The organism is Corallococcus sp. AB011P, assembly GCF_003611605.1.
In the GTDB taxonomy this organism is placed as follows: domain Bacteria; phylum Myxococcota; class Myxococcia; order Myxococcales; family Myxococcaceae; genus Corallococcus; species Corallococcus coralloides.
Genome location: NZ_RAVX01000015.1, coordinates 179,007 through 196,566, shown reverse-complemented (window position 1 = coordinate 196,566; position 17,560 = coordinate 179,007). Strand labels below are relative to the sequence as shown.

The following is a 17,560-nucleotide window of genomic DNA, read 5'->3' as shown; positions in this document are numbered from 1 at the left end:
ACTTCGGGACGCTCAGGCGCGGGGAAACCCGACAGGCCTCCGGACGCTCACCCGCCCAGCCCGCGAAGGCGGACACACGACAACGCCCCTTCCAGAAGGTGGACCCGCCCGGGCTGGCTGTTGTATCCCCAGGAGTGCCGGAGCGGTCCGGGTGAACGCCGGCCATCGCAGGCATGGATGGCGGGAGGAAAGTCCGGGCTCCAGAGGGCAGGGTGCTGGCTAACGGCCAGTCGAGGCGACTCGCAGGAAAGTGCCACAGAAAACAGACCGCCCGTTCCCGCAAGGGGGCGGGTAAGGGTGAAACGGTGCGGTAAGAGCGCACCGCGTCCGGGGTGACTCGGACGGCACGGTAAACCCCACCTGGAGCAAGAGCCAATAGGAGCGCGTCCCCGAAAGGGGACAGGGATGGCCCGTCCCATGCGTTCGGGTTGCTCGCTGATGAGGTCCCTGGGCAACCAGGGCCCTAGATGAATGTTCGCCGCCCATCCCGAAAGGGGTGGGGACAGAACCCGGCTTACAGGGCCGCTCCGGTTTTTTCCCTGTTACTTGCCCACGGGGACCTGCGCCAACAGCAGGCGCCCCCGGCCGTCGTTGCGCACCGTCTCCGGGTTGGTGATGGGCAGCCGGCTGTCGTTGCGCGGCTCCCAGAACCCCATCCACACGTTGACGGCGCGCGGCGACGCGCCCTGCGGCAGGGCGATGACGAACTCGTCCTTCACCGTCTCCCCCACCTTCCACTGCGTCGTGGGGTACAGGCCGCCCGCGGGCTTGTGGTCCACGTTGAGGCGCTCCATGCGCCCGTCCGCGTCCTCCACGTGCACGAAGACGAGGTAGTCCTCTTCAATCGGCTGGAGCACCTTGAAGAAGACGGTGACGCGCGCCTGGTCCCCGGCGGGGATGCGGCCCGGCTGCACGGACGCGCCCACCACCTCCACCTTGCCGCCCAGGTTGGCGCCACTGCGGATGGACAGCGGGGGCACCTGGGCGACGGTGGCCGCGCGGCGCTCCTGGTCGCTGGCCCCACCGGGGGCCTCCACGATGCAGGCGCTGGAAGTCCCCAGGAGGACGGTGGCGGTCAACAGGACGTTCAGGGGCGGAAGGCGCATGACGGAGGGCCGTTCTACCCGGCTACGGGCGCTGCATCCAACTGCGTGTTGGTGTATGCGGAGCGGCGATGAAGACCCCGAACCCCCTCGACGCACTCCTGGCGCAGGTGCCCCCCGCCCCCTCCCCCGCCCCCACTCCTGGCGACGGGACGACGCAGCCGGGCACGGGCACTCCGCCGGAAACCGGGCTCACCGGCGGCGAAGTGGTGGGCATTGGCGGCGCGGCCCTCTTCGTCGTCCTGGCGCTCGTCGCGGCGCGCAAGCTCTTCGGCAAGAAGCGCGTTCCGGAGGCCCCCCGCAAGCCGGAGGAGGCGCCCCAGCTGCCCGCGGAGCGCCCCGAGCTGCGCGTGGAGCTGCCGCCCAACGAGGCGGAGCTCGCCCGGCGCCGCGACCTGGACGACGCCCACGCGCGCATGGACGAGCTGCGCCGTGAGCGCGAGACGGCCTCGTTCGCCGCCCACGCCGCGAAGGACCCGGCGGAGAAGGCCCGGCTGGAGGCGCAGGTCCGCGCCCTCAAGGAGCGCGAGGAGGAGGCCAAGCGCGTCGAGTACCGCGCCAAGAAGGCGCTCGACGACGAGACGCGCGAGCGCCGCAAGCGGGAGCAGGTCGAGGCGGTGCGCCTGCGCGACGAGGCCATTGCCCAGGAGGCCGCCCAGGCGGAGGCCGCCCGTCAGGCCGAGGCCGCCGCGGCGCGCGCCAAGGTGGAGGCGGAGGGCGGCCGCACGCTGGCGCAGGGGCTGGACCGCACGAAGAACCAGGGCTTCATGGCGCGGCTCAACGGCCTGTTCGGCGGCCAGCGCACCATGGACGAGTCCGTCCTGTCGGAGCTGGAGGAGATCCTCTTCACCGCCGACATCGGCGTGCGCACCGCGGACCACCTGGTGGAGGTGGCGCGCGACAAGCTCAAGCGCGCGGAGCTGAAGGACCCGGAGCGCATCAAGGGCGCCATCCGCGACGAGGTGGCGCGCATGGTGGACCTGCCCGTGCCGCGCTCGCTGGAGGGCGGTGGCCCGCCGCACGTGGTGATGGTGGTGGGCGTCAACGGCGCCGGGAAGACGACGACCATCGGCAAGCTGGCCGCGCAGCTCACCGGCCAGGGCAAGAAGGTGGTGCTCGCCGCGGGTGACACCTTCCGCGCCGCCGCCACGGAGCAGCTGGACGTGTGGGCCGAGCGCGCGGGCGCCCAGCTGGTGAAGGGCCCGGACGGCGGCGACCCGAGCGCCGTCATCTTCGAGGCGGTGAAGAAGGCGAAAGAGGAAGGCGCCGACGTCATCATCGCGGACACCGCGGGCCGGCTGCACACCAAGGCCCCGCTCATGGAGGAGCTCAAGAAGGTCAAGCGCGTGATGGACAAGGCGCTGCCCGGCGCGCCCCATGAGGTGCTGCTCGTGCTGGACTCCACCAACGGGCAGAACGCCATCCAGCAGGCCAAGCAGTTCCACGAAGCCGTGGGCATCAACGCCATCGCGCTCACCAAGCTGGACGGCACCGCCAAGGGCGGCGTCATCATCGGCATCTGCGACGAGCTGAAGCTGCCCGTGGTCTGGGTGGGCGTGGGCGAGAAGATCGCCGACCTGCGCCGCTTCGAGCCGCGCGAGTTCGTGCAGGCGCTGTTCGACTGAAGCGGCCCTACTGCCCCATCAACTGGGGCAGGAGCTGCTCCAGCAGTTGCTGCGTCTGGGCGTCCAGCTTCACACCACCCATGCCCATGTTGCCGCCCATGGCCTCCATCAGCCCCTGGAGGTCCGCCGCGCCCAGGTCCTCGTCGCCGTGGGCCTCCTCCCACCAGCGCGTGCGCAGCTGCGTCAGCGCCTTCGCATTCGCGGGGCTCGCCTTCGCCAGCTCCTGGGTGAAGCAGGCCTTGCACGCCCACTTGAAGCGGTACGTGTCCACGTACGCGCGCAGGGCCTTGAAGAAGGCGCTGTCCCCCACGAGCTTGCGCGACGCGTGGTGCAACAGCGGCGCCTTGCCGTACACGAGCGCGCCGTACTCCAGCTCGCCGCCGTCGAAGTCGCCCGTGGGCCGGTCCGCGCGGCCGTCGCTGCCGCCCGTCAGGCGGAAGAACTGGTAGGGCATCACCAGGGCCTCGTTGCGCAGGGACTCGGCGGCCTCCGGGCCGTGGGCCCACTCCATGTAGAGGAGCGCCGCGTACTGGGCCAGGGACTCGTCCACCACCGGGTCGTGGATGGGGTCCGAGCCCACGAGCCCCGCGAAGTACTGGTGCGCCACCTCGTGCGCCACGGTGAACTCCAGCGTGCGCTCCAGGGACGCGCCCACCTGCGAGCTCACCTGCGCCAGCATCCCCGCGCCGCCCTGCGCGTCCAGCAGCTCCTGGAAGGCCTCCATGCCGGGCATGCCCACCAGCATGGACAGCGGGTCCTGCTTCGCGCGGTAGAGGGACGTGCCCACCGTCACCAGCCCCGGGAACTCCATGCCGCCCGCGCCGCCGCTCAAGGGCGCCTGCACCACGCGGAAGTGGGTGTAGGGCAGCGGGCCCAGCCGCTTCTCGAACTCCGTCAGGGCCTGCGACGCGTACTTGAGCACGCGCTTGCCCACCGCCGCGTCCCGCGCCGCGAAGTGGCTCTCCACCGTGACGCCGTTCACCGTGGCGGTGGCGGACTGGTAGCCGCGCGTCACCAGCACCGGGAAGTCACGCACCGCCGCCGCCGCGAAGCTGTAGCGCACCCGGCCGTCGCGCTCGGGCACCGCGCCCATGGGCGTCCCGGTGGCGTGCGCCGCCCAGCCTGACGGCACCGTGAGCGTGGCCAGCACATGCGCGGGCTCGTACAGCGCCAGGTCCCCCGTGCCCTGCGGGCCGGCCCACGGCTGGCCCTGCTCATCCACCGGCGGCACCTGCGGCACCACGCCCACCAGGCTCACCACGTCCGCCGTGGCGGAGAAGGCCCCGTGGTCATCCGTGCCGCCCTTCGCGCCGCCGCCCAGGAGCCCGCCCGAGCCCAGCAGCGACTCCGCGCCCGGCGCCGCTTTCGGCACCGTGCCCTTCAGCGCGACCTCCAGCGACACCGTGCCGCCCGAGGGCACCGGCGGCTCTACCGTGATGCGCTGCAACGTGGGCTCCGGCCCCAGCTCCAGCGCCACGGCCTTCCCGTTGAGCTTCGCGCCGGAGAGCGTCACCTGCCGGGAGCGGGTGTTGGGCGTCAGCCGCAGGTACAGCTCCGTCACCGCTTTGGGGCCCTTGGCCACCAGCTCCACCTGCACCTTGCCCCAGAGGCGCCGCTCCTTCGGCTCCACCTCCAGCTGCACGCGGTAGAGCGGCACGGACTCCAGCGGCCCCAGCGCCCGCGCGGCCCGGTCCCGCTCCTCCGGCTTCAGGTGCTGGAGGCACAGCTGCACCTCTGGCGCCACGCTGCCCGCGCCCGGGATGGCGGAGGCCGTGGGGGCGGGAGGTGTCGCCGCGGCCACGGGGCCCGCGACCAGCGCGCACAGCAGCCACCATCCGGGGAAGGTCCGCATGGGGGCATGCTAATTGACCCCGTCCAGGGCCGCTCGCTACAAGCCTCCGGGTGCGCCACTCGCGAACGTTGACCCTCTCCGCCGCCGCGCTGAGCCTCCTGGCCTGCGCGAAGCAGGTTCCCCCGTCCACCGCCGCCGCGCCGCCCGAACCGCGCTCGGTCCAGCTGCTGAGCGCCACGCCGGAGCGTGAGACGGCGCGCCTGGAGCAGCGGCGCGAGGACGTGGAGGTGGACACCCGCGAGGGCGAGCGCACGCCGCGCGTCGTCGCCACCGGCGAGACGCCGCAGCTGCTGCTGGACGGCGCCAAGGCGAGCCTCTGCGGGGACGCGGCCTGCACGCAGGGCTTCGCCGTGGACAACTTCCTGCTGCTGGAGGTGCTGGACACGAAGGGGAAGGTGTCGCGCCGCGCCGCCGTGGGCTTCGCGGACAGCGTCTTCATCGGCAACGAGCAGGTGGACAACGTGGGCCGGCGCGCCTTCAGCTTCGAGCCCAACGAGGTGGACCTCAGCGCCCTGCTGCCGGAGTCCGAGCCCTTCCGCATCCGCGCCACCGCGCTGGACTACTGGGGCGTGGGCCGCGTGACGAACGTCTTCCTGCGGCTGGAGCCCGGCGCGGGCCGCGCCGAGGACGACCTGCGGGGCAACTGAGCGGCCCGGGGCTCCAGAGTCCTCCGGAGCCAACCGGGGCGGACGCGGACGTCCGCCCCGAGCGTCGTCAGAAGCGCACGCCGTTCGCGGGCATCGCCGGGCGCAGGCCCGAGAACCCGATGTCGCCGTCACACGTCCCGCCGCACACTTCGTTCGGGGTGAGCTCCGCGGGGCCCCGGGTTACCGCGTAGGCGCCAGCGCCCGCCGCCGCGGCCACCACGCCCACGCCCACCCAGACGTACCACTTCTGGTACCAGGCCTTGCTGGTGCTCTCCTTCACCTCCGGCGGCTGCTCGGTGCCCAGCGCCAGGCCCGGCTGGTCCACCTGCGGCCCCGCGGGCTTCGAGGGCTCCAGCAACGTCGAGCGAGGCACATCATCCGCCTGCGCCACCGCCGTCGGCGTGTCAGACGAGGGGCGCAGCCGCCCCTCCACGACGTAGAGCTGACCGGCGCGCACGTTGATGTTCTTCACGTCCTTGAGCCCCGGCCCGCGGAACTCGATTTCGTGCTGCCCCTGGGACAGGGGGTAGTTCTCGATGGGGGCGGGGCCCACGCGGTTGCCGTCCACGAACACCACCACGCGGGGCACGTCCGCGCGCAAGGTCGCGAAGCCCGTGGCCGCGTCCAGCGCGATGATCAGCTCTGTCGCCAGGCCCGGCGCCAGCGTCACCTGCTGGATGAAGTCCGCATAGTTCTGACGGCGGGCAACGACGGTGTGCTCACCCGGCGCCAGCTCCAGCGGCGTCTGCGGGTTCACCTCCTGGCCGTCCACCGTCACCTTCGCGCCGCGCGCGTTGCTGCCCAGCTTGAGCGCGAGCGTGGCCTTCGCCGGGGCCGTGTCCTCGGCGGTGGCCGTGGCGGCGTTCTTGCCCGCCTTGCCCTTGCGCGCGCCCAGCTTCTCCTTCTTGGGCGGCGTCTTGCGCTTGGCCGTCGGCTTCGGCGGCTTCGCGGGCTTGGTCTTGGTGCCCTTGGGCTTGGTGGGCTTCGTCTCCGAGGGACCCAGGAGATCATCAATGTCCTGGGCGAACGCCGCGGACGGCAGCGCCAGGGTGGCGACGAGCGACAGGATGGCGAAGCGGCGAAGACTCATGTCGCCCGAAGGTTAGAGAGTCATCCCTGGGGAAGCAAACACCGTCCCACCGGGCCGTCCGTTGGGAGAATATCCGCGCTCCATGCACCGCGCCCTCGTCACCCTCCCCCTCGGCCTCTGTGTCCTCTCGCTCGCGGCCTGTCCGGGCAAGGCACCACCCCGAGTGGAGACCTCCACGGCCTCCGTGCCGCCTCCCATCCACGTGCCGCCCGGCTGTGAGAAGGACCAGTCCGGCGACTACCACCACGCGCAGAACCCGGCCTTCCGCTATCTGGCCCAGGACGACGGCCGCACCCTGTCGCTCGCGGTGGTGCGCGCGTGGGCGGACGGCGGCATGGAGTCCCCGGACGCGGGCTCCGTGGGCATCGTGCTCACCCGCACGCCAGAGGGTTTCGTGGGCGAGACGCGCGCCACCGGCTTCAGCGCCTCCGGGATGCCCTGCCCCGTCGCCTTCCCCACGGAGGCCGTTGCCTGCACCGACGCAGGCCTCACGCTGAGGGCCGCGTCCAGCACCGCCATCGACGAGGGCTGCCGTCCCGCGACCTCCGGCCCCGCCCCGGTGCGACAGGAGCAGGTGCTGCTGCGCGGCGCGCCCGACGCGGGCCTGTAGGCGCCAAGCCGGAAGCCGTGGAAAAGCACCGCGCCGCCCTCCCCGCCCTGGAGCCCAGGAGCCCAGGAGGGAAGCGGCGGCGCGAGGTGGACAGCGAAGCGGTGCGAACGGCTCAGGCCGCCTGACGCGGCTGCTCCTCGGAGGGAGTCACCGCGGGGGCGGCGTCCGGCACCTTCGCCCGGCCCGCCAGCCCCTGCAGCAGGCTGGACGCGCCCACGTAGAGGAAGCCCGCCAGGAACAGGATGATGAAGGGCACCGACGTGTAGATGCGCGAGTCGATGGCGAACCACAGCGCCCCGGTGAAGTACGCGGCGAAGAGCAGCTCCACCACCGGCATCAGCGTCTTGCTGCCCCGGTAGCTCTTCTTCACGGCCTTGACGTTCTTGCCCTCCGCGCCCGTCTTCGGCGTGCGCGCGAAGCCCGACTGCTGGTTGAGCAGCGCCTCGCCCACGGCCTTCGCGTTGTTGATGGCCAGGCCGATGCCCAGGCTCATCAGGAAGGGCAGGTACTTGAAGCGCTCCCAGCCCTTCACGCCGCGCTCGCGCTGGGCGGCCACGTAGAAGACGCAGACGCTGGCCGTCGCGGTGATGAAGAACGGCAGGTCCAGGAACAGCGTGCCGTACAGGCCGTGCTGGAAGCGCACCACCATGCTGATGGGCATCAGCACGGACAGGAGCACCATCAACAGGTAGGCCATGTTGTTGGTGAGGTGGAAGAAGGCCTCGCGCTTCACCAGGAGCGGCAGGTCGCTCTTGAGGATGGTGGGGAGCAGCTTCTTCGCCGTCTGGATGGAGCCCTTGGCCCAGCGGTGCTGCTGGCTCTTGAAGGCGTTCATGTCCACCGGCACCTCCGCGGGGGAGATGACCTCCGGCAGGAAGATGAACTGCCAGCCCTTGAGCTGGGCGCGGTAGGACAGGTCCAGGTCCTCCGTGAGCGTGTCGTGCTGCCAGCCGCCCGCGTCGCCGATGGTCGTGCGGCGCCAGATGCCCGCGGTGCCGTTGAAGTTGAAGAAGCAGCCGGCGCGGTTGCGCGCGGTGTGCTCGATGATGAAGTGCCCGTCCAGGAAGATGCTCTGCGCCTGCGTGAGGATGCTGAACTCACGGTTCAGGTGGCCCCAGCGCACCTGCACCATGCCCACCTTCGCGTCCGCGAAGAAGGGCACCGTGCGCATCAGGAAGTCGGGGCTGGGGACGAAGTCCGCGTCGAACACCGCCACGTACTCGCCCGAGGCCAGCTTGAGGCCGTTCTCCAGCGCGCCCGCCTTGAAGCCCTGGCGGTTGACGCGGTGGATGTAGACGATGTCGTGGCCCTTCTGACGGTGGCGCTCCACGCACGCGCGCGCGATGCCGCACGTCTCGTCCGTGGAGTCGTCCAGCACCTGGATCTCCAGCAGCTCGCGCGGGTAGTCGATGCGGCACACCGACTCCACCAGGCGCTCCACCACGTACATCTCGTTGAAGATGGGCAGCTGGATGGTGACCTTGGGCAGCGCCTTCAGCGTGCCGTTGGGCGTCGGCAGCTTGAACTTGTGGCGGTAATACAAAAACGCCATGCGGTAGCGGTGGGAGCCGTAGACTCCCAGCACGCTCAGCAAGCTGAAGTAGACTGCCAGGAAGATGATCTCGACGGTGGTCATCGGTGACGCTCAGCCCCTCCCGCTGGCACTGGCGCCAGCGGTCCTACCAGACGTGGCGGCATGCCGACCGACCGCTCACGCTGACCGCCGCCTGTGGGTCTGCTGAGCCCCGCCCCGTATGTGCCCGAAAAGACAGGGCTTTGACCTTCCGGCTACTGATCGCCGGCGGACAATAGGGAGCCACCCGGGTCATGTCAAACTATTCCCCGGATTCGAGAGGCTTTGAACGGCGGCTTTGACGCAGGTTGTCACCCCCTCCTTCCCTGCGTCGGGGCGATACCGGGACGACGTCCCAGGTGCTCCGAGCGGCACAGGACCTAGCGCGCGACGCGCAGGGGCACGGGAGCGGTAGGCACGAGGGCGGGGCCTTCCGCGACGTGGGACTCGTCACGGGTGGCGCGGTCCAGCACGGCCTGCACCAGCGCGGGGAAGTCCAGGCCGGCGCGGGCGGCGATCTTCGGCAGGAGGCTGGTGGGGGTGAAGCCCGGCAGGGTGTTCACCTCCAGCACCACGTCGTTCTCCGTGTCGGAGCACATCAGGTCCACGCGGCCATAGCCCCGGCAGCCCAGGGCGCGGTACGCCGCGAGCGCGAGCGACTCCACGTTGACGCGGCGGGTGCCGGACAGGCGGGGCGGGAGGAAGTACTGGGCGCCGCCGCCCTTGTACTTGGCCTCGTAGTCGAAGCCCTCGCGCGGGTAGGACACCTCGCAGCTGCCCAGCACGCTGTCGCCGAGGATGCCCACCGTCACCTCCGGGCCCTGGACGAAGCGCTCCACCAGGGCCTCGCCGCCGAAGCGGCACGCCTGGACCACCGCGGGCACCAGCGCCCCGGCGTCGTGCACCACGGACAGGCCCACGGACGAGCCGCCCTTCGCGGGCTTCACCACGCAGGGGAAGCCGCTGTCGCCGTGCAGCTCCAGCGCGCGCTCCGCGTCCTCGCGGGCCACCCGGTAGCCCCGGGGAGAGGCCAGGTTGTGCAGTTGGAAGAGCTTCTTCGCCATGGGCTTGTCCATGGCCAGCGCGGAGGCCAGCACGCCGGAGCCGGTGTACGGAATCTCCAGCAGCTCCAGCAGGCCCTGCACCCGGCCGTCCTCGCCCATGCGGCCGTGCAGCGCCAGGAAGGCCACGTCGATGTCCGCCGCGCGCAGCGCCCGGTCCAGGCCGGGGCCCGCGAAGACGCGGGTGACGGTGTGCCCCAAGGTCTCCAGGGCCGCCACCACGGCCTCCCCCGTCTTGAGCGAAATCTCCCGCTCCTCGCCCCACCCGCCCATCAGCACTCCCACGCGCTTGCCCATGTCGATGATGCCTCCTTGAGCCCGCGTCAGAGCACGGATGATGCCACGCACCGGAAGTGCTCCCCGGCGCGGACATCGCGTTCAAGTGGCTGGAATGACAGGGGTTTCGCGGTGGTGCCAAGCGGCAGGCAGCCGTGTCCGGGGGGACACGGCGCGGCCCGGTGGCCACGTGCGGGAGTGTTTACAGGGCGCCGCGCCCGGGTCCCCTGGAGCCAGGGACGCAAGGCGCGGCGGCAACGGCGGCAGGCCCCGTCACCGGCGACCGGTGACGACGGGCCCGGCGCGGGACTTCAGCCCCCGTCGCGGACGCCGCTGTCGGGCAGCAGACCGCCATCCGTGAGGCCGGCGTCCGTGTCGTCACCGGCGTCCGAGTCGCCACCGGCGTCGGTGGTGCCGGCATCACTGGTGCCGGCGTCGGACGTGCCGGCGTCGGTGGGGGTGCCGTCCTCGGAGGTGCAGACCTCGTTGCGGCAGACGTAGCCCTCCAGGCACTGGCCGCGGTCGCAGGGCTGCCCTTCGGGGTCGAAGCTGACGAGCAGGCTGCAGGCGGACAGGCCCAGGACAAGGGCCGAGGGAACGATGAGCGATGAAAGGCGGCGCATGGCTAGTAGTTCCGGAGATCGTCTTCGTCGAGCTTGGGGCGCTTCTTCTCTTCCTCGCGCTTGCGCCGGGCGTCTTCCTCCGCCTTGCGCTTCGCCTCTTCGTCCGCCTTGCGCTTCGCCTCTTCGTCCTTCTTGCGCTGTTCCTCCTCGTCCTTCTTGCGCTGTTCCTCCTCGCGCTTGAGGCGGGCCTCCTCCGCGCGCTGGCGCTTCGCCTCGGCCTCACGCTCCTTGCGCGTCATCTTCTTCGCGGGGGGCGCGGGCGGCGGCTGCGGGGGCGGCTCGAAGACAGGGGGCGGGGGCGGGGGCGCCGGGGCCGGCTCGGTGGCGGGCGTGGACGTGGCGTTCGCCTTGGGAGAGGGCTCCGCCTTGGGAGAGGGCTCCGCCTTGGTGGCGGGCGGAGGCGGCATGGGCAACGCCTGGTCCAGGGGCTTCGCCTCACGGGCCGGCGCGGCCTTCTCCGCCGGAGGGCTCGCGGGGGCGCTGGACGACGAGCCCCCACCCTTCTTGTAGAACGCCAGGTAGCTGCCGGCGCCCGCGGACACCAGGCCCGCCAGCACGCCGATGTCCGCCACCAGCGCGTACGTCTTGCCGGTGCTCTTCAGGTCCTCCGCGCGCGTGCTGCCCTGCGGCGCGAGCTTGAACGCGTCCGCCTTGGAGGAGGACTCCAGACCGAAGTAGATGCCGCCCGCCAGCAGCGCCACGCCCGTGGCCAGCAGCACGTAGCCCGCTGTCTTGCGGCTCACGCCCCCGCCGCTGGCGAAGTGCTTCACCGGCTTGCCGTCCACGCGCGCCGCGTCCTGGCCGACCAGGCCCGTCAAGAGCGCCTCGGAGCCCGTGGCCATCGCGTCACCGCGCGGCACCTGGCCCAGCGCGTACGCCAGGTTGTGGCCGTCCGCCACGTCCATGCGCAGGCCGGTGACGGTCAGCGGCGCGTTGCCCGGACCGCCGCGCACCAGCAGCGCCAGCACCTGCGGCACGCCCGCGAGCGCGCCCAGCTCCTGCAGCGCCTGGTCCCGCTCCTCGTCGTCGGGGTTCTTCGCGATGCGCTCCACGAGCGCCTCGTAGCGCTGCTGCACCGGCAGCTTCGCGAGCGTGAAGGAAGACTCGCCCTCGCGAGCCCGGCCTTCCGTCACGGCGTAGCCCGGCGCCACCAGCGTCACGTAGTGGTCCGCGCGCGTCAGGCCCGTGAGCGCCAGCGGGGACACGCCCTTGTAGGTGCCGTCCACGAACACCTGCGCGGCGGCGGGCTGCGTGCTCACGTTCAGCGTGGCCTGCGCGCCGTCCAGCTGCGCCTTGCGCTCCTTCTCCACGAACGCCATGGACTCGGGCGGGAAGAAGTTGGCGTTGAAGGTGGCGCGAGGGTCCACCGCGAGAACACCGCGCATCTCCAGCTCCGCGGCCTTGTTCTCTCCGTTGACCCCCTGCGTCGCGGCCTTCATCACCCGCGCGCGGCTGAGCAGCGGGAACGCGCGCGACAGGTCCGCCTGCTCGTAGGCCTTCACCGCCTTGTCGAAGCTCTGGAGCGCCTTCACGGTGTCCAGTTCGTCGTAGGCCTTCGCGCCGTCCTTGAACGCGGCGTTGCCCTCCACCGCCTTCGCCTGACGCGCGGCCGCGCCCTCGGCATCCAGCGCGTCCGTCAGCCGCACCAGCTCCATCCGGCCGGAGCGGGCCACGGCCTGCTCCGCCCAATGCGTCAGCGCCAGCGCCTCACCCTCGAGCGAGGCATCCACGGGAATGGCCACCACCGCAACGCGGGGGCCCGCCGCCGTCGGCAGCGTTCGCGGCATCAGCCGCAGCGGTACGTGTTGCTGCTGCGCGGCGGCGGGGCCCATGGCCAGCATTCCCACCAGCCAGCCACTGAGCGTCGCGTGCAGCGCGCGATTGAAAGGACGTCGCATCCGGTCTCCCTCGTTGCTGTGCGCATTACACGCACTGCGAGGCGGAACGCCACCTCGAAAGGGGGTTTCAGCGACCCGCGGTGCTCCCGGAGGCCCGGGACGCGGGCCCTGGCGCCAACCCATGGAGGTAGTTGAGCGCGACCTTCAGCTGTGGATCCGTGAGCTTCGCCGTCACCGCCCAGTCCTTCAGGTTCGCGGGCAGGGTCCGGGGATGGGCGGCAACCTCCGACGTCGTCTGGGACGGCTCCGCCTTGAAGTGGCCCCGCAGGTCCTTCTCCCGCGGCGCGTCACTCCCCGCCTTCCCGGAGGAGTCCTCCGGCACCAGGAAGTCCGGGGTGATGCCCTTCTCCTGGATGCTGCGGCCCTTGGGCGTGTAGTAGCGCGCGATGGTGAGCTTCAGGCCGGAGCCGTCCTCCAGCTCGATGATGGTCTGCACGCTGCCCTTGCCGAAGGTCTGCGTGCCCATGATGACCGCGCGGCCGTGGTCCTGGAGCGCGCCCGCGACGATCTCCGACGCGGAGGCGCTGCCTGCGTTGACCAGCACCACCAGCGGGTAGTCCTTCTCCGTGTCGCGGTCGCGGCTCTTCTCCTCGGAGGCGTTGCGGCCGTCGCGCCCGCGCGTGGACACGATGGGCAGGTTGCCCGGCAGGAAGCGGTCGCTCATGGCCACGGCCTGGTCCAACAGACCGCCGGGGTTGTTGCGCAGGTCCAGCACCAGGCCGTCCAGCTCCTTGCCGCCGTTGAGCGCGCGCAGCCGGTCCAGCTCCTTCTTCAAGGACAGGTCCGTGCGGTCCTGGAAGTTCTTCACCTTCACGTGACCGATGCCGCCGTAGAGCGCGCTCTCCACGGACACGATGCGGATGTGGTCGCGCAGGATGGCCAGCTCCCGGGGCGCGTTGAAGCCCGCGCGCATGAGCGTGAGCAGCACGCGGCCACCCGCCGGCCCACGCATCTTCTGGAGCGCGCGGCCCAGGTCCATGCCCTGGGTGCTCTCCCCGTCGATGGCGAGCAGTTCGTCCCCGGCCTTGATGCCCGCGCGCGCCGCGGGCGTGTCGTCGATGGGCGCAACCACCACCAGCCGGTCGCCCTTGCGCGCGATCTCAATGCCCAGGCCGCCGAACTCACCGGACGTGTCGATCTTCATCTCCCGGAAGACTTCCGGAGGCATGAAGAGGGTGTGCGGATCCAACGTGTCGAGCATCCCCTGGATGGCGCCCTGGATGAGCGTCTTGCGGTCCACGCTCTCCACGTAGTTGTTCTCCACGTAGGAGAGCACCCGCGCGAACAGCTCCAGTTGGCGGTACGCGGATTCCTCCCGGCCGGCCGCGTCCCCTGGCTTCTGCGCGAGCGCGGGCGCGCCCCACAGCAGGAGCGCGGCGAATCCCATGCGCCACGGCTTCGGGAAACGGATCACGGGAGCGCGTCCTCGGGGGTCGGGTGGAAGGGGCCGTCGCAAGGCCCCTGAGTCTACACCCGGCCCGCCGGACGATTCCCGCCCTTAGAGGCGGGTCCGGTCCGCGAAGCCCACCAGGTGGGACACGAACGCGTCCGGCCGCTCCATCTGCGGCACGTGGCCGAAGCCCTCCACCACATGCACCTCCGCCTGGGCGGGCAGGTGCTGCCGGTACCAGTCGAGGATTTCCGGGGGCAGGAGCCGCTCGCTGCCGCCCCAGAGGAAGAGCACCGGCATCTTCAAATCCCGCACCGCCTGGGGCGCGATGCTCGCCTGCGTCGCGAGCGCATCCGCCGCCAGCGCCTGCACCGTGGGCGTCGTGTAGAGCTTGCTCAGCGCCGGCGCGAGCAGCAGCGCGCCCAGGGGCGGCCGGTGGAAGAGCTTGCGCGTCAGGGCGCGGACGTCCGCGCTCGACTTCACCGCGAAGTGCCCCAGCAACGCCGCCAGCGCCTGCGGCGTCAGCTCCGCGCCCGCGGGAGCCACCAGCGCCAGCGCCTTCACCCAGGCGGCATGCTCGGAGGCCAGATTGACGGCCATGGCCCCGCCCAGCGAGTTGCCCACCACGAGGGCGGGCGTCTTCACCACCTGCTCGAAGTAGGCGCGCAGCACGTCGAACTGGCCCTGTACGCAGGTGGGGCCGCCGCAGAACTCGCCGGAGAAGCCGTGGCCCGGCAGGTCCGGCGCGAGCACTCGGGAGAAGCGCTTCGCCAGCCCGAAGAACGTGCGCCCGAAGCCGTTGGCGGACCCGCCCAGCCCGTGCACCAGCACCACCGGAGGCCCCTTGCCCTGCCCCTCCAGCGCGTAGTGGTGTACCGCCTGCCCACCCACGTTCACCGTCTCCGACTCCACACCCCGCGCCACCAGCACGCGTCGCATCGCTTCCTGCATCCCACCCATCAGGTCCACGCGAGGGCCTCCTTCGTCCACCGACGACCACCCACTTCTAACGCCTCCGCGTCTTGGACGCAGCGCATCAAACAGACAATGTCAGGGCGTCCCGGCGGCGGCGGTGGCGGGGGCCAGCCAGGGGGCGGGGTCGACGGCCTGCCCGGCGCGGCGGACCTCGAAGTACAGGTAGGCGCCCTTGAGGGAGCCGGTGTCTCCCACCTCCCCCACCACGTCCCCCGGAGCCACTCGCGCGCCCACGGCGACGGTGATGGTGGAGAGGTGGGCGACCAGGGTGTGGAAGTCGTCGCCATGGTCGACGATGAGCAGGTTGCCGTAGCCGCGCAGCCAGCCCGCGTAGACGACGGTGCCCTCGGCCACCGCGTGCACGGGGGTGCCCGCCGCGGCGCGGATGTCCACGCCCTTCTGTACGGTGACGGTGTTGAAGCGCGGGTTCACCACGCGGCCGAAGCCCACCTCCACGATGCCGGCCACGGGCCGGGGCAGCTTGCCCTTCAGGGCGCCGAAGCCGCTCGTCGCGGGGGCCTCGTGCAGGTCCACCAGCATGCGGGTGAGCTCCGCGTCCGCGCCCTCCAGCTCGCGCACGGCGCGCTTCGCCAGCTCCGCTTCGCCGGCCAGCTTCCCCACCACCTCCTCCAGCGCCTCCTGCTGGGCCTGGGCCTGCTTCGACTGCTGCTGGAGGAAGGCCACGCGCTGCGACAGCGAGGTGTGCAGCCGCTTCAGCTCCAGCGTCGCCTGCCGCTGGAGGGTGGCCACGTGCTGCACGGTGCGCAGCAGCTCCAGGTCGCCCGCCATGCTGGCCTCCAGCGCGCGGGCGCGCCACATGAGCGCGGCGAAGTCGTCCGCGGACAGGAGCACCTCCAGCGGGCGGCGGCGCTGGAGCCGGTACAGGGTGCGCAGGCGCGGAGACAGCCGGCGCAACTGGGCGCGCAGGGCCTCGCGCAGCACGGCCTCCTCACGCTCGGCGAGCGCGACGCGGCGGCGGAAGAGGTTCAGGTCGCCCTCCAGCGCGCGCACGCGGCGGCGGGAGAAGGCGACCATGTCCTCCATCAGCTCCATGCCCTCCAGCACGGAGAGCTTCTTCGCCTCCACCAGGGCCAGCGTCGCGCGCTGCGCGGCCAGCTTCTCGCGGATGGCCGCGCGCTCCGCCTCCTCGTCATGCTGGGCGAACGCGGCGCTCGCGCCCAGGAGCGCCATGAGCCAGACGAGCCGCCTCATACGCGCAGGAAGCGCCCCACCGCGACGAAGCTGCCGCCCAGGCCCAGGGCGCAGCCCGCCGCGAGCAGCTCCAGCGCGGTGCGCGTCTCCACCCACGGCGCGGCCACGCCCGGCCCCAGGAGGAACGCGAAGAGCGAGCCCAGCGTGGGCCCCAGGAGCCGGCCGAAGAGCCACAGCCCGCCCACCGCCACCAGCGCGCCCAACAGCCCCTGCAGCAGGCCCTCCAGGAGGAACGGCGCCTTCACGAAGCGGTCCGTGGCGCCCACCAGCTTCTGGATTTCAATCTCCTCGCGCCGCGAATAGATGGCCAGCTGGAGCGTGGCCGCGACGATGACGATGGTCGTCCCCAGAACCACCACCAGCGCCACCAGCGCGCCGAAGCTCAGCGCGCGGGCGATGGCGGACAGCCGCTCCACCGCGGCCTCGCCGTAGTCCACGCCGGTGACGCCGGGCAGCGCGCGCAGCTCCTTCGCCAGGGCCGCCAGCGCCGCGGGGGAGCGACGGGCCTCCGGCACGCGCAGCTCCAGCGTCGCGGGCAGCGGGTTCTCCGGCAGCTCCGACAGCGCCTCGCCCAGGTCGCCCAGCTCGCGCTTGAGCCGCTTCAGCGCCTCTTCCGGCGGCACCACCGTCACCTCGCCGTGGCTCAGCTCCAGCACGCGCGTGTGGACGCCGTGCACCTCGTCCTCGCCCAGCTGCGGCGCCAGGTAGAGCGTCACCTCCACCTCGCCGCCCAGCGACGCGAGCAGGTTGTCCACCACGTGCGACGCGCCCCGCGCCAGCCCCGCCGCGAACAGCGCGATGGCGATGGTGGACACGGCGATGAAGTGCACGAAGGGCGCGTGCTTCAGCCCCCCGGCCGCCGAGCGCCAGAAGTAGGCCGCCTTCGACAGCACGCTCATACCAGCATCCGCCGCGCCGCCTTGACGCCGTCCTCGTCGGAGACGATGAGCCCGCGCTCCAGGCGCACCGTGCGCTTCTGGTAGCGCGACAGGAGCGTGGCGTCGTGCGTGGCCACCATCACCGTGGTGCCCCGGATGTTGATGTCCGTGAGCAGGTCCATGATCTCGACGGTGAGCGCCGGGTCCAGGTTTCCCGTGGGCTCGTCCGCCAGGAGGATGGTGGGGTCGTTCACCAGCGCGCGCGCAATCACCACGCGCTGCTGCTCTCCACCCGACAGCCGCAGGGGCAGCGAGTTCGCCTTGTGCTCCAGCCCCACCAGCTTGAGCATCCGGTGCACCTTCTCGCGCGCCTCCGAGCGGGGCACGCCCAGCACGTCCAGCGTGAAGCCCACGTTGTCCGCGACGCTGCGGTGGGGCAGCAGCTTGAAGTCCTGGAACACCACGCCGATGTTGCGCCGCAGGTACGGCACCGCCGACTCGCGGATGCGCGCGATGTTCTTCCCGCCCACCAGGATTTGCCCCTTGGTGGCCTTCTCCCCGCAGAAGATGAGCTTGAGCAGCGTCGTCTTCCCGGCGCCGGACGGGCCAGTGAGGAAGACGAACTCGCCCTTCTCCACGTTCAGGTTGATGTCCTGCAACACCGGCGGATCGCCGGGATACGCCTTGTAGACGTGGAAGAACTGGATCATGTCCGGAGAAGCGCGAGGCCCTCCGGGCAGCGTACCA

The 17,560-nt window shown here is 71.6% G+C and carries 15 protein-coding genes and 1 other RNA gene; 4 read left to right on the top strand and 12 right to left on the bottom strand.

Going from position 1 to position 17,560, the window contains the following annotated elements; translation table 11 throughout:
• Positions 1 to 139 precede the first annotated feature (139 nt).
• Positions 140 to 533, top strand: an RNA gene (gene rnpB, locus D7X30_RS29840) — RNase P RNA component class A.
• A gap of 9 nt (positions 534 to 542) precedes the next feature.
• On the opposite strand, the gene D7X30_RS29835 is transcribed toward rnpB, so the two are convergent.
• The gene (locus D7X30_RS29835; RefSeq protein ID WP_120566371.1) at positions 543 to 1,106 is read right to left on the bottom strand and encodes a hypothetical protein; all 564 of its coding nucleotides are present in this window, start codon (positions 1,104 to 1,106) and stop codon (positions 543 to 545) included.
• A 68-nt stretch (positions 1,107 to 1,174) separates the two neighbouring features.
• Here D7X30_RS29835 and ftsY point away from each other — a divergent pair, with 68 nt between their 5' ends.
• The gene (gene ftsY, locus D7X30_RS29830; protein ID WP_120566370.1) at positions 1,175 to 2,728 is read left to right on the top strand and encodes a signal recognition particle-docking protein FtsY; all 1,554 of its coding nucleotides are present in this window, start codon (positions 1,175 to 1,177) and stop codon (positions 2,726 to 2,728) included.
• 7 nt (positions 2,729 to 2,735) lie between these two features.
• Here ftsY and D7X30_RS29825 read toward each other — a convergent pair whose 3' ends face one another.
• The gene (locus tag D7X30_RS29825; RefSeq protein WP_120566369.1) at positions 2,736 to 4,580 is read right to left on the bottom strand and encodes a M1 family aminopeptidase; all 1,845 of its coding nucleotides are present in this window, start codon (positions 4,578 to 4,580) and stop codon (positions 2,736 to 2,738) included.
• A gap of 50 nt (positions 4,581 to 4,630) precedes the next feature.
• Between D7X30_RS29825 and D7X30_RS29820 the strand changes: the two genes are divergently transcribed.
• Entirely contained in the window at positions 4,631 to 5,227 is a 597-nt protein-coding gene (locus D7X30_RS29820) for a hypothetical protein (protein WP_120566368.1), read from the top strand.
• A 67-nt stretch (positions 5,228 to 5,294) separates the two neighbouring features.
• Here D7X30_RS29820 and D7X30_RS29815 read toward each other — a convergent pair whose 3' ends face one another.
• Positions 5,295 to 6,317, bottom strand: a complete 1,023-nt coding sequence (locus tag D7X30_RS29815; protein ID WP_120566367.1) for a PEGA domain-containing protein — start codon at positions 6,315 to 6,317, stop codon at positions 5,295 to 5,297.
• A gap of 82 nt (positions 6,318 to 6,399) precedes the next feature.
• Between D7X30_RS29815 and D7X30_RS29810 the strand changes: the two genes are divergently transcribed.
• Positions 6,400 to 6,927: a hypothetical protein gene (locus D7X30_RS29810; RefSeq protein ID WP_199724576.1), complete on the top strand. Its 528-nt coding sequence runs from the start codon at positions 6,400 to 6,402 to the stop codon at positions 6,925 to 6,927.
• A gap of 112 nt (positions 6,928 to 7,039) precedes the next feature.
• Here D7X30_RS29810 and D7X30_RS29805 read toward each other — a convergent pair whose 3' ends face one another.
• From D7X30_RS29805 to ftsE, 9 genes are all read right to left on the bottom strand, one after another.
• Positions 7,040 to 8,563 carry a cellulose synthase family protein gene (locus D7X30_RS29805; protein WP_120566365.1) on the bottom strand — a complete coding sequence of 508 codons (1,524 nt, stop codon included), beginning with the start codon at positions 8,561 to 8,563 and terminating at the stop codon, positions 7,040 to 7,042.
• Positions 8,564 to 8,880: 317 nt separating this feature from the next.
• A complete protein-coding gene (locus D7X30_RS29800; RefSeq protein ID WP_120566364.1) occupies positions 8,881 to 9,858 on the bottom strand; it encodes a D-alanine--D-alanine ligase in 978 nt (325 codons plus the stop codon).
• 290 nt (positions 9,859 to 10,148) lie between these two features.
• Positions 10,149 to 10,460, bottom strand: coding sequence for a hypothetical protein (locus D7X30_RS29795; protein WP_120566363.1), 312 nt, complete (start codon positions 10,458 to 10,460; stop codon positions 10,149 to 10,151).
• A gap of 2 nt (positions 10,461 to 10,462) precedes the next feature.
• A complete protein-coding gene (locus D7X30_RS29790; RefSeq protein ID WP_120566362.1) occupies positions 10,463 to 12,358 on the bottom strand; it encodes a PEGA domain-containing protein in 1,896 nt (631 codons plus the stop codon).
• 67 nt (positions 12,359 to 12,425) lie between these two features.
• Entirely contained in the window at positions 12,426 to 13,745 is a 1,320-nt protein-coding gene (locus tag D7X30_RS29785; RefSeq protein WP_370051785.1) for a S41 family peptidase, read from the bottom strand.
• 111 nt (positions 13,746 to 13,856) lie between these two features.
• Entirely contained in the window at positions 13,857 to 14,717 is an 861-nt protein-coding gene (locus tag D7X30_RS29780) for an alpha/beta fold hydrolase (RefSeq protein ID WP_120566360.1), read from the bottom strand.
• Between the two features lie 81 nt (positions 14,718 to 14,798).
• On the bottom strand, positions 14,799 to 15,935 hold the full coding sequence (locus D7X30_RS29775) for a murein hydrolase activator EnvC (RefSeq protein WP_199724575.1): 1,137 nt from the start codon (positions 15,933 to 15,935) through the stop codon (positions 14,799 to 14,801).
• Entirely contained in the window at positions 15,932 to 16,834 is a 903-nt protein-coding gene (locus tag D7X30_RS29770) for an ABC transporter permease (protein WP_120566359.1), read from the bottom strand. The genes D7X30_RS29775 and D7X30_RS29770 overlap by 4 nt, the downstream gene beginning before the upstream one ends.
• A complete protein-coding gene (ftsE, locus tag D7X30_RS29765; protein WP_120566358.1) occupies positions 16,831 to 17,523 on the bottom strand; it encodes a cell division ATP-binding protein FtsE in 693 nt (230 codons plus the stop codon). Before ftsE ends, D7X30_RS29770 begins: the two co-directional genes overlap by 4 nt.
• Positions 17,524 to 17,560: the final 37 nt, after the last annotated feature.

Coding starts and splice junctions, on each gene's coding strand:
- D7X30_RS29770 (WP_120566359.1), bottom strand. CDS start 16,834: ATGAGCGTGCTGTCGAAGGCGGCCTACTTCTGGCGCTCGGCGGCCGGG.
- D7X30_RS29810 (WP_199724576.1), top strand. CDS start 6,400: ATGCACCGCGCCCTCGTCACCCTCCCCCTCGGCCTCTGTGTCCTCTCG.
- ftsE (WP_120566358.1), bottom strand. CDS start 17,523: ATGATCCAGTTCTTCCACGTCTACAAGGCGTATCCCGGCGATCCGCCG.
- ftsY (WP_120566370.1), top strand. CDS start 1,175: ATGAAGACCCCGAACCCCCTCGACGCACTCCTGGCGCAGGTGCCCCCC.
- D7X30_RS29835 (WP_120566371.1), bottom strand. CDS start 1,106: ATGCGCCTTCCGCCCCTGAACGTCCTGTTGACCGCCACCGTCCTCCTG.
- D7X30_RS29785 (WP_370051785.1), bottom strand. CDS start 13,745: ATGGGATTCGCCGCGCTCCTGCTGTGGGGCGCGCCCGCGCTCGCGCAG.
- D7X30_RS29800 (WP_120566364.1), bottom strand. CDS start 9,858: ATGGGCAAGCGCGTGGGAGTGCTGATGGGCGGGTGGGGCGAGGAGCGG.
- D7X30_RS29795 (WP_120566363.1), bottom strand. CDS start 10,460: ATGCGCCGCCTTTCATCGCTCATCGTTCCCTCGGCCCTTGTCCTGGGC.
- D7X30_RS29775 (WP_199724575.1), bottom strand. CDS start 15,935: ATGAGGCGGCTCGTCTGGCTCATGGCGCTCCTGGGCGCGAGCGCCGCG.
- D7X30_RS29805 (WP_120566365.1), bottom strand. CDS start 8,563: ATGACCACCGTCGAGATCATCTTCCTGGCAGTCTACTTCAGCTTGCTG.
- D7X30_RS29790 (WP_120566362.1), bottom strand. CDS start 12,358: ATGCGACGTCCTTTCAATCGCGCGCTGCACGCGACGCTCAGTGGCTGG.
- D7X30_RS29815 (WP_120566367.1), bottom strand. CDS start 6,317: ATGAGTCTTCGCCGCTTCGCCATCCTGTCGCTCGTCGCCACCCTGGCG.
- D7X30_RS29825 (WP_120566369.1), bottom strand. CDS start 4,580: ATGCGGACCTTCCCCGGATGGTGGCTGCTGTGCGCGCTGGTCGCGGGC.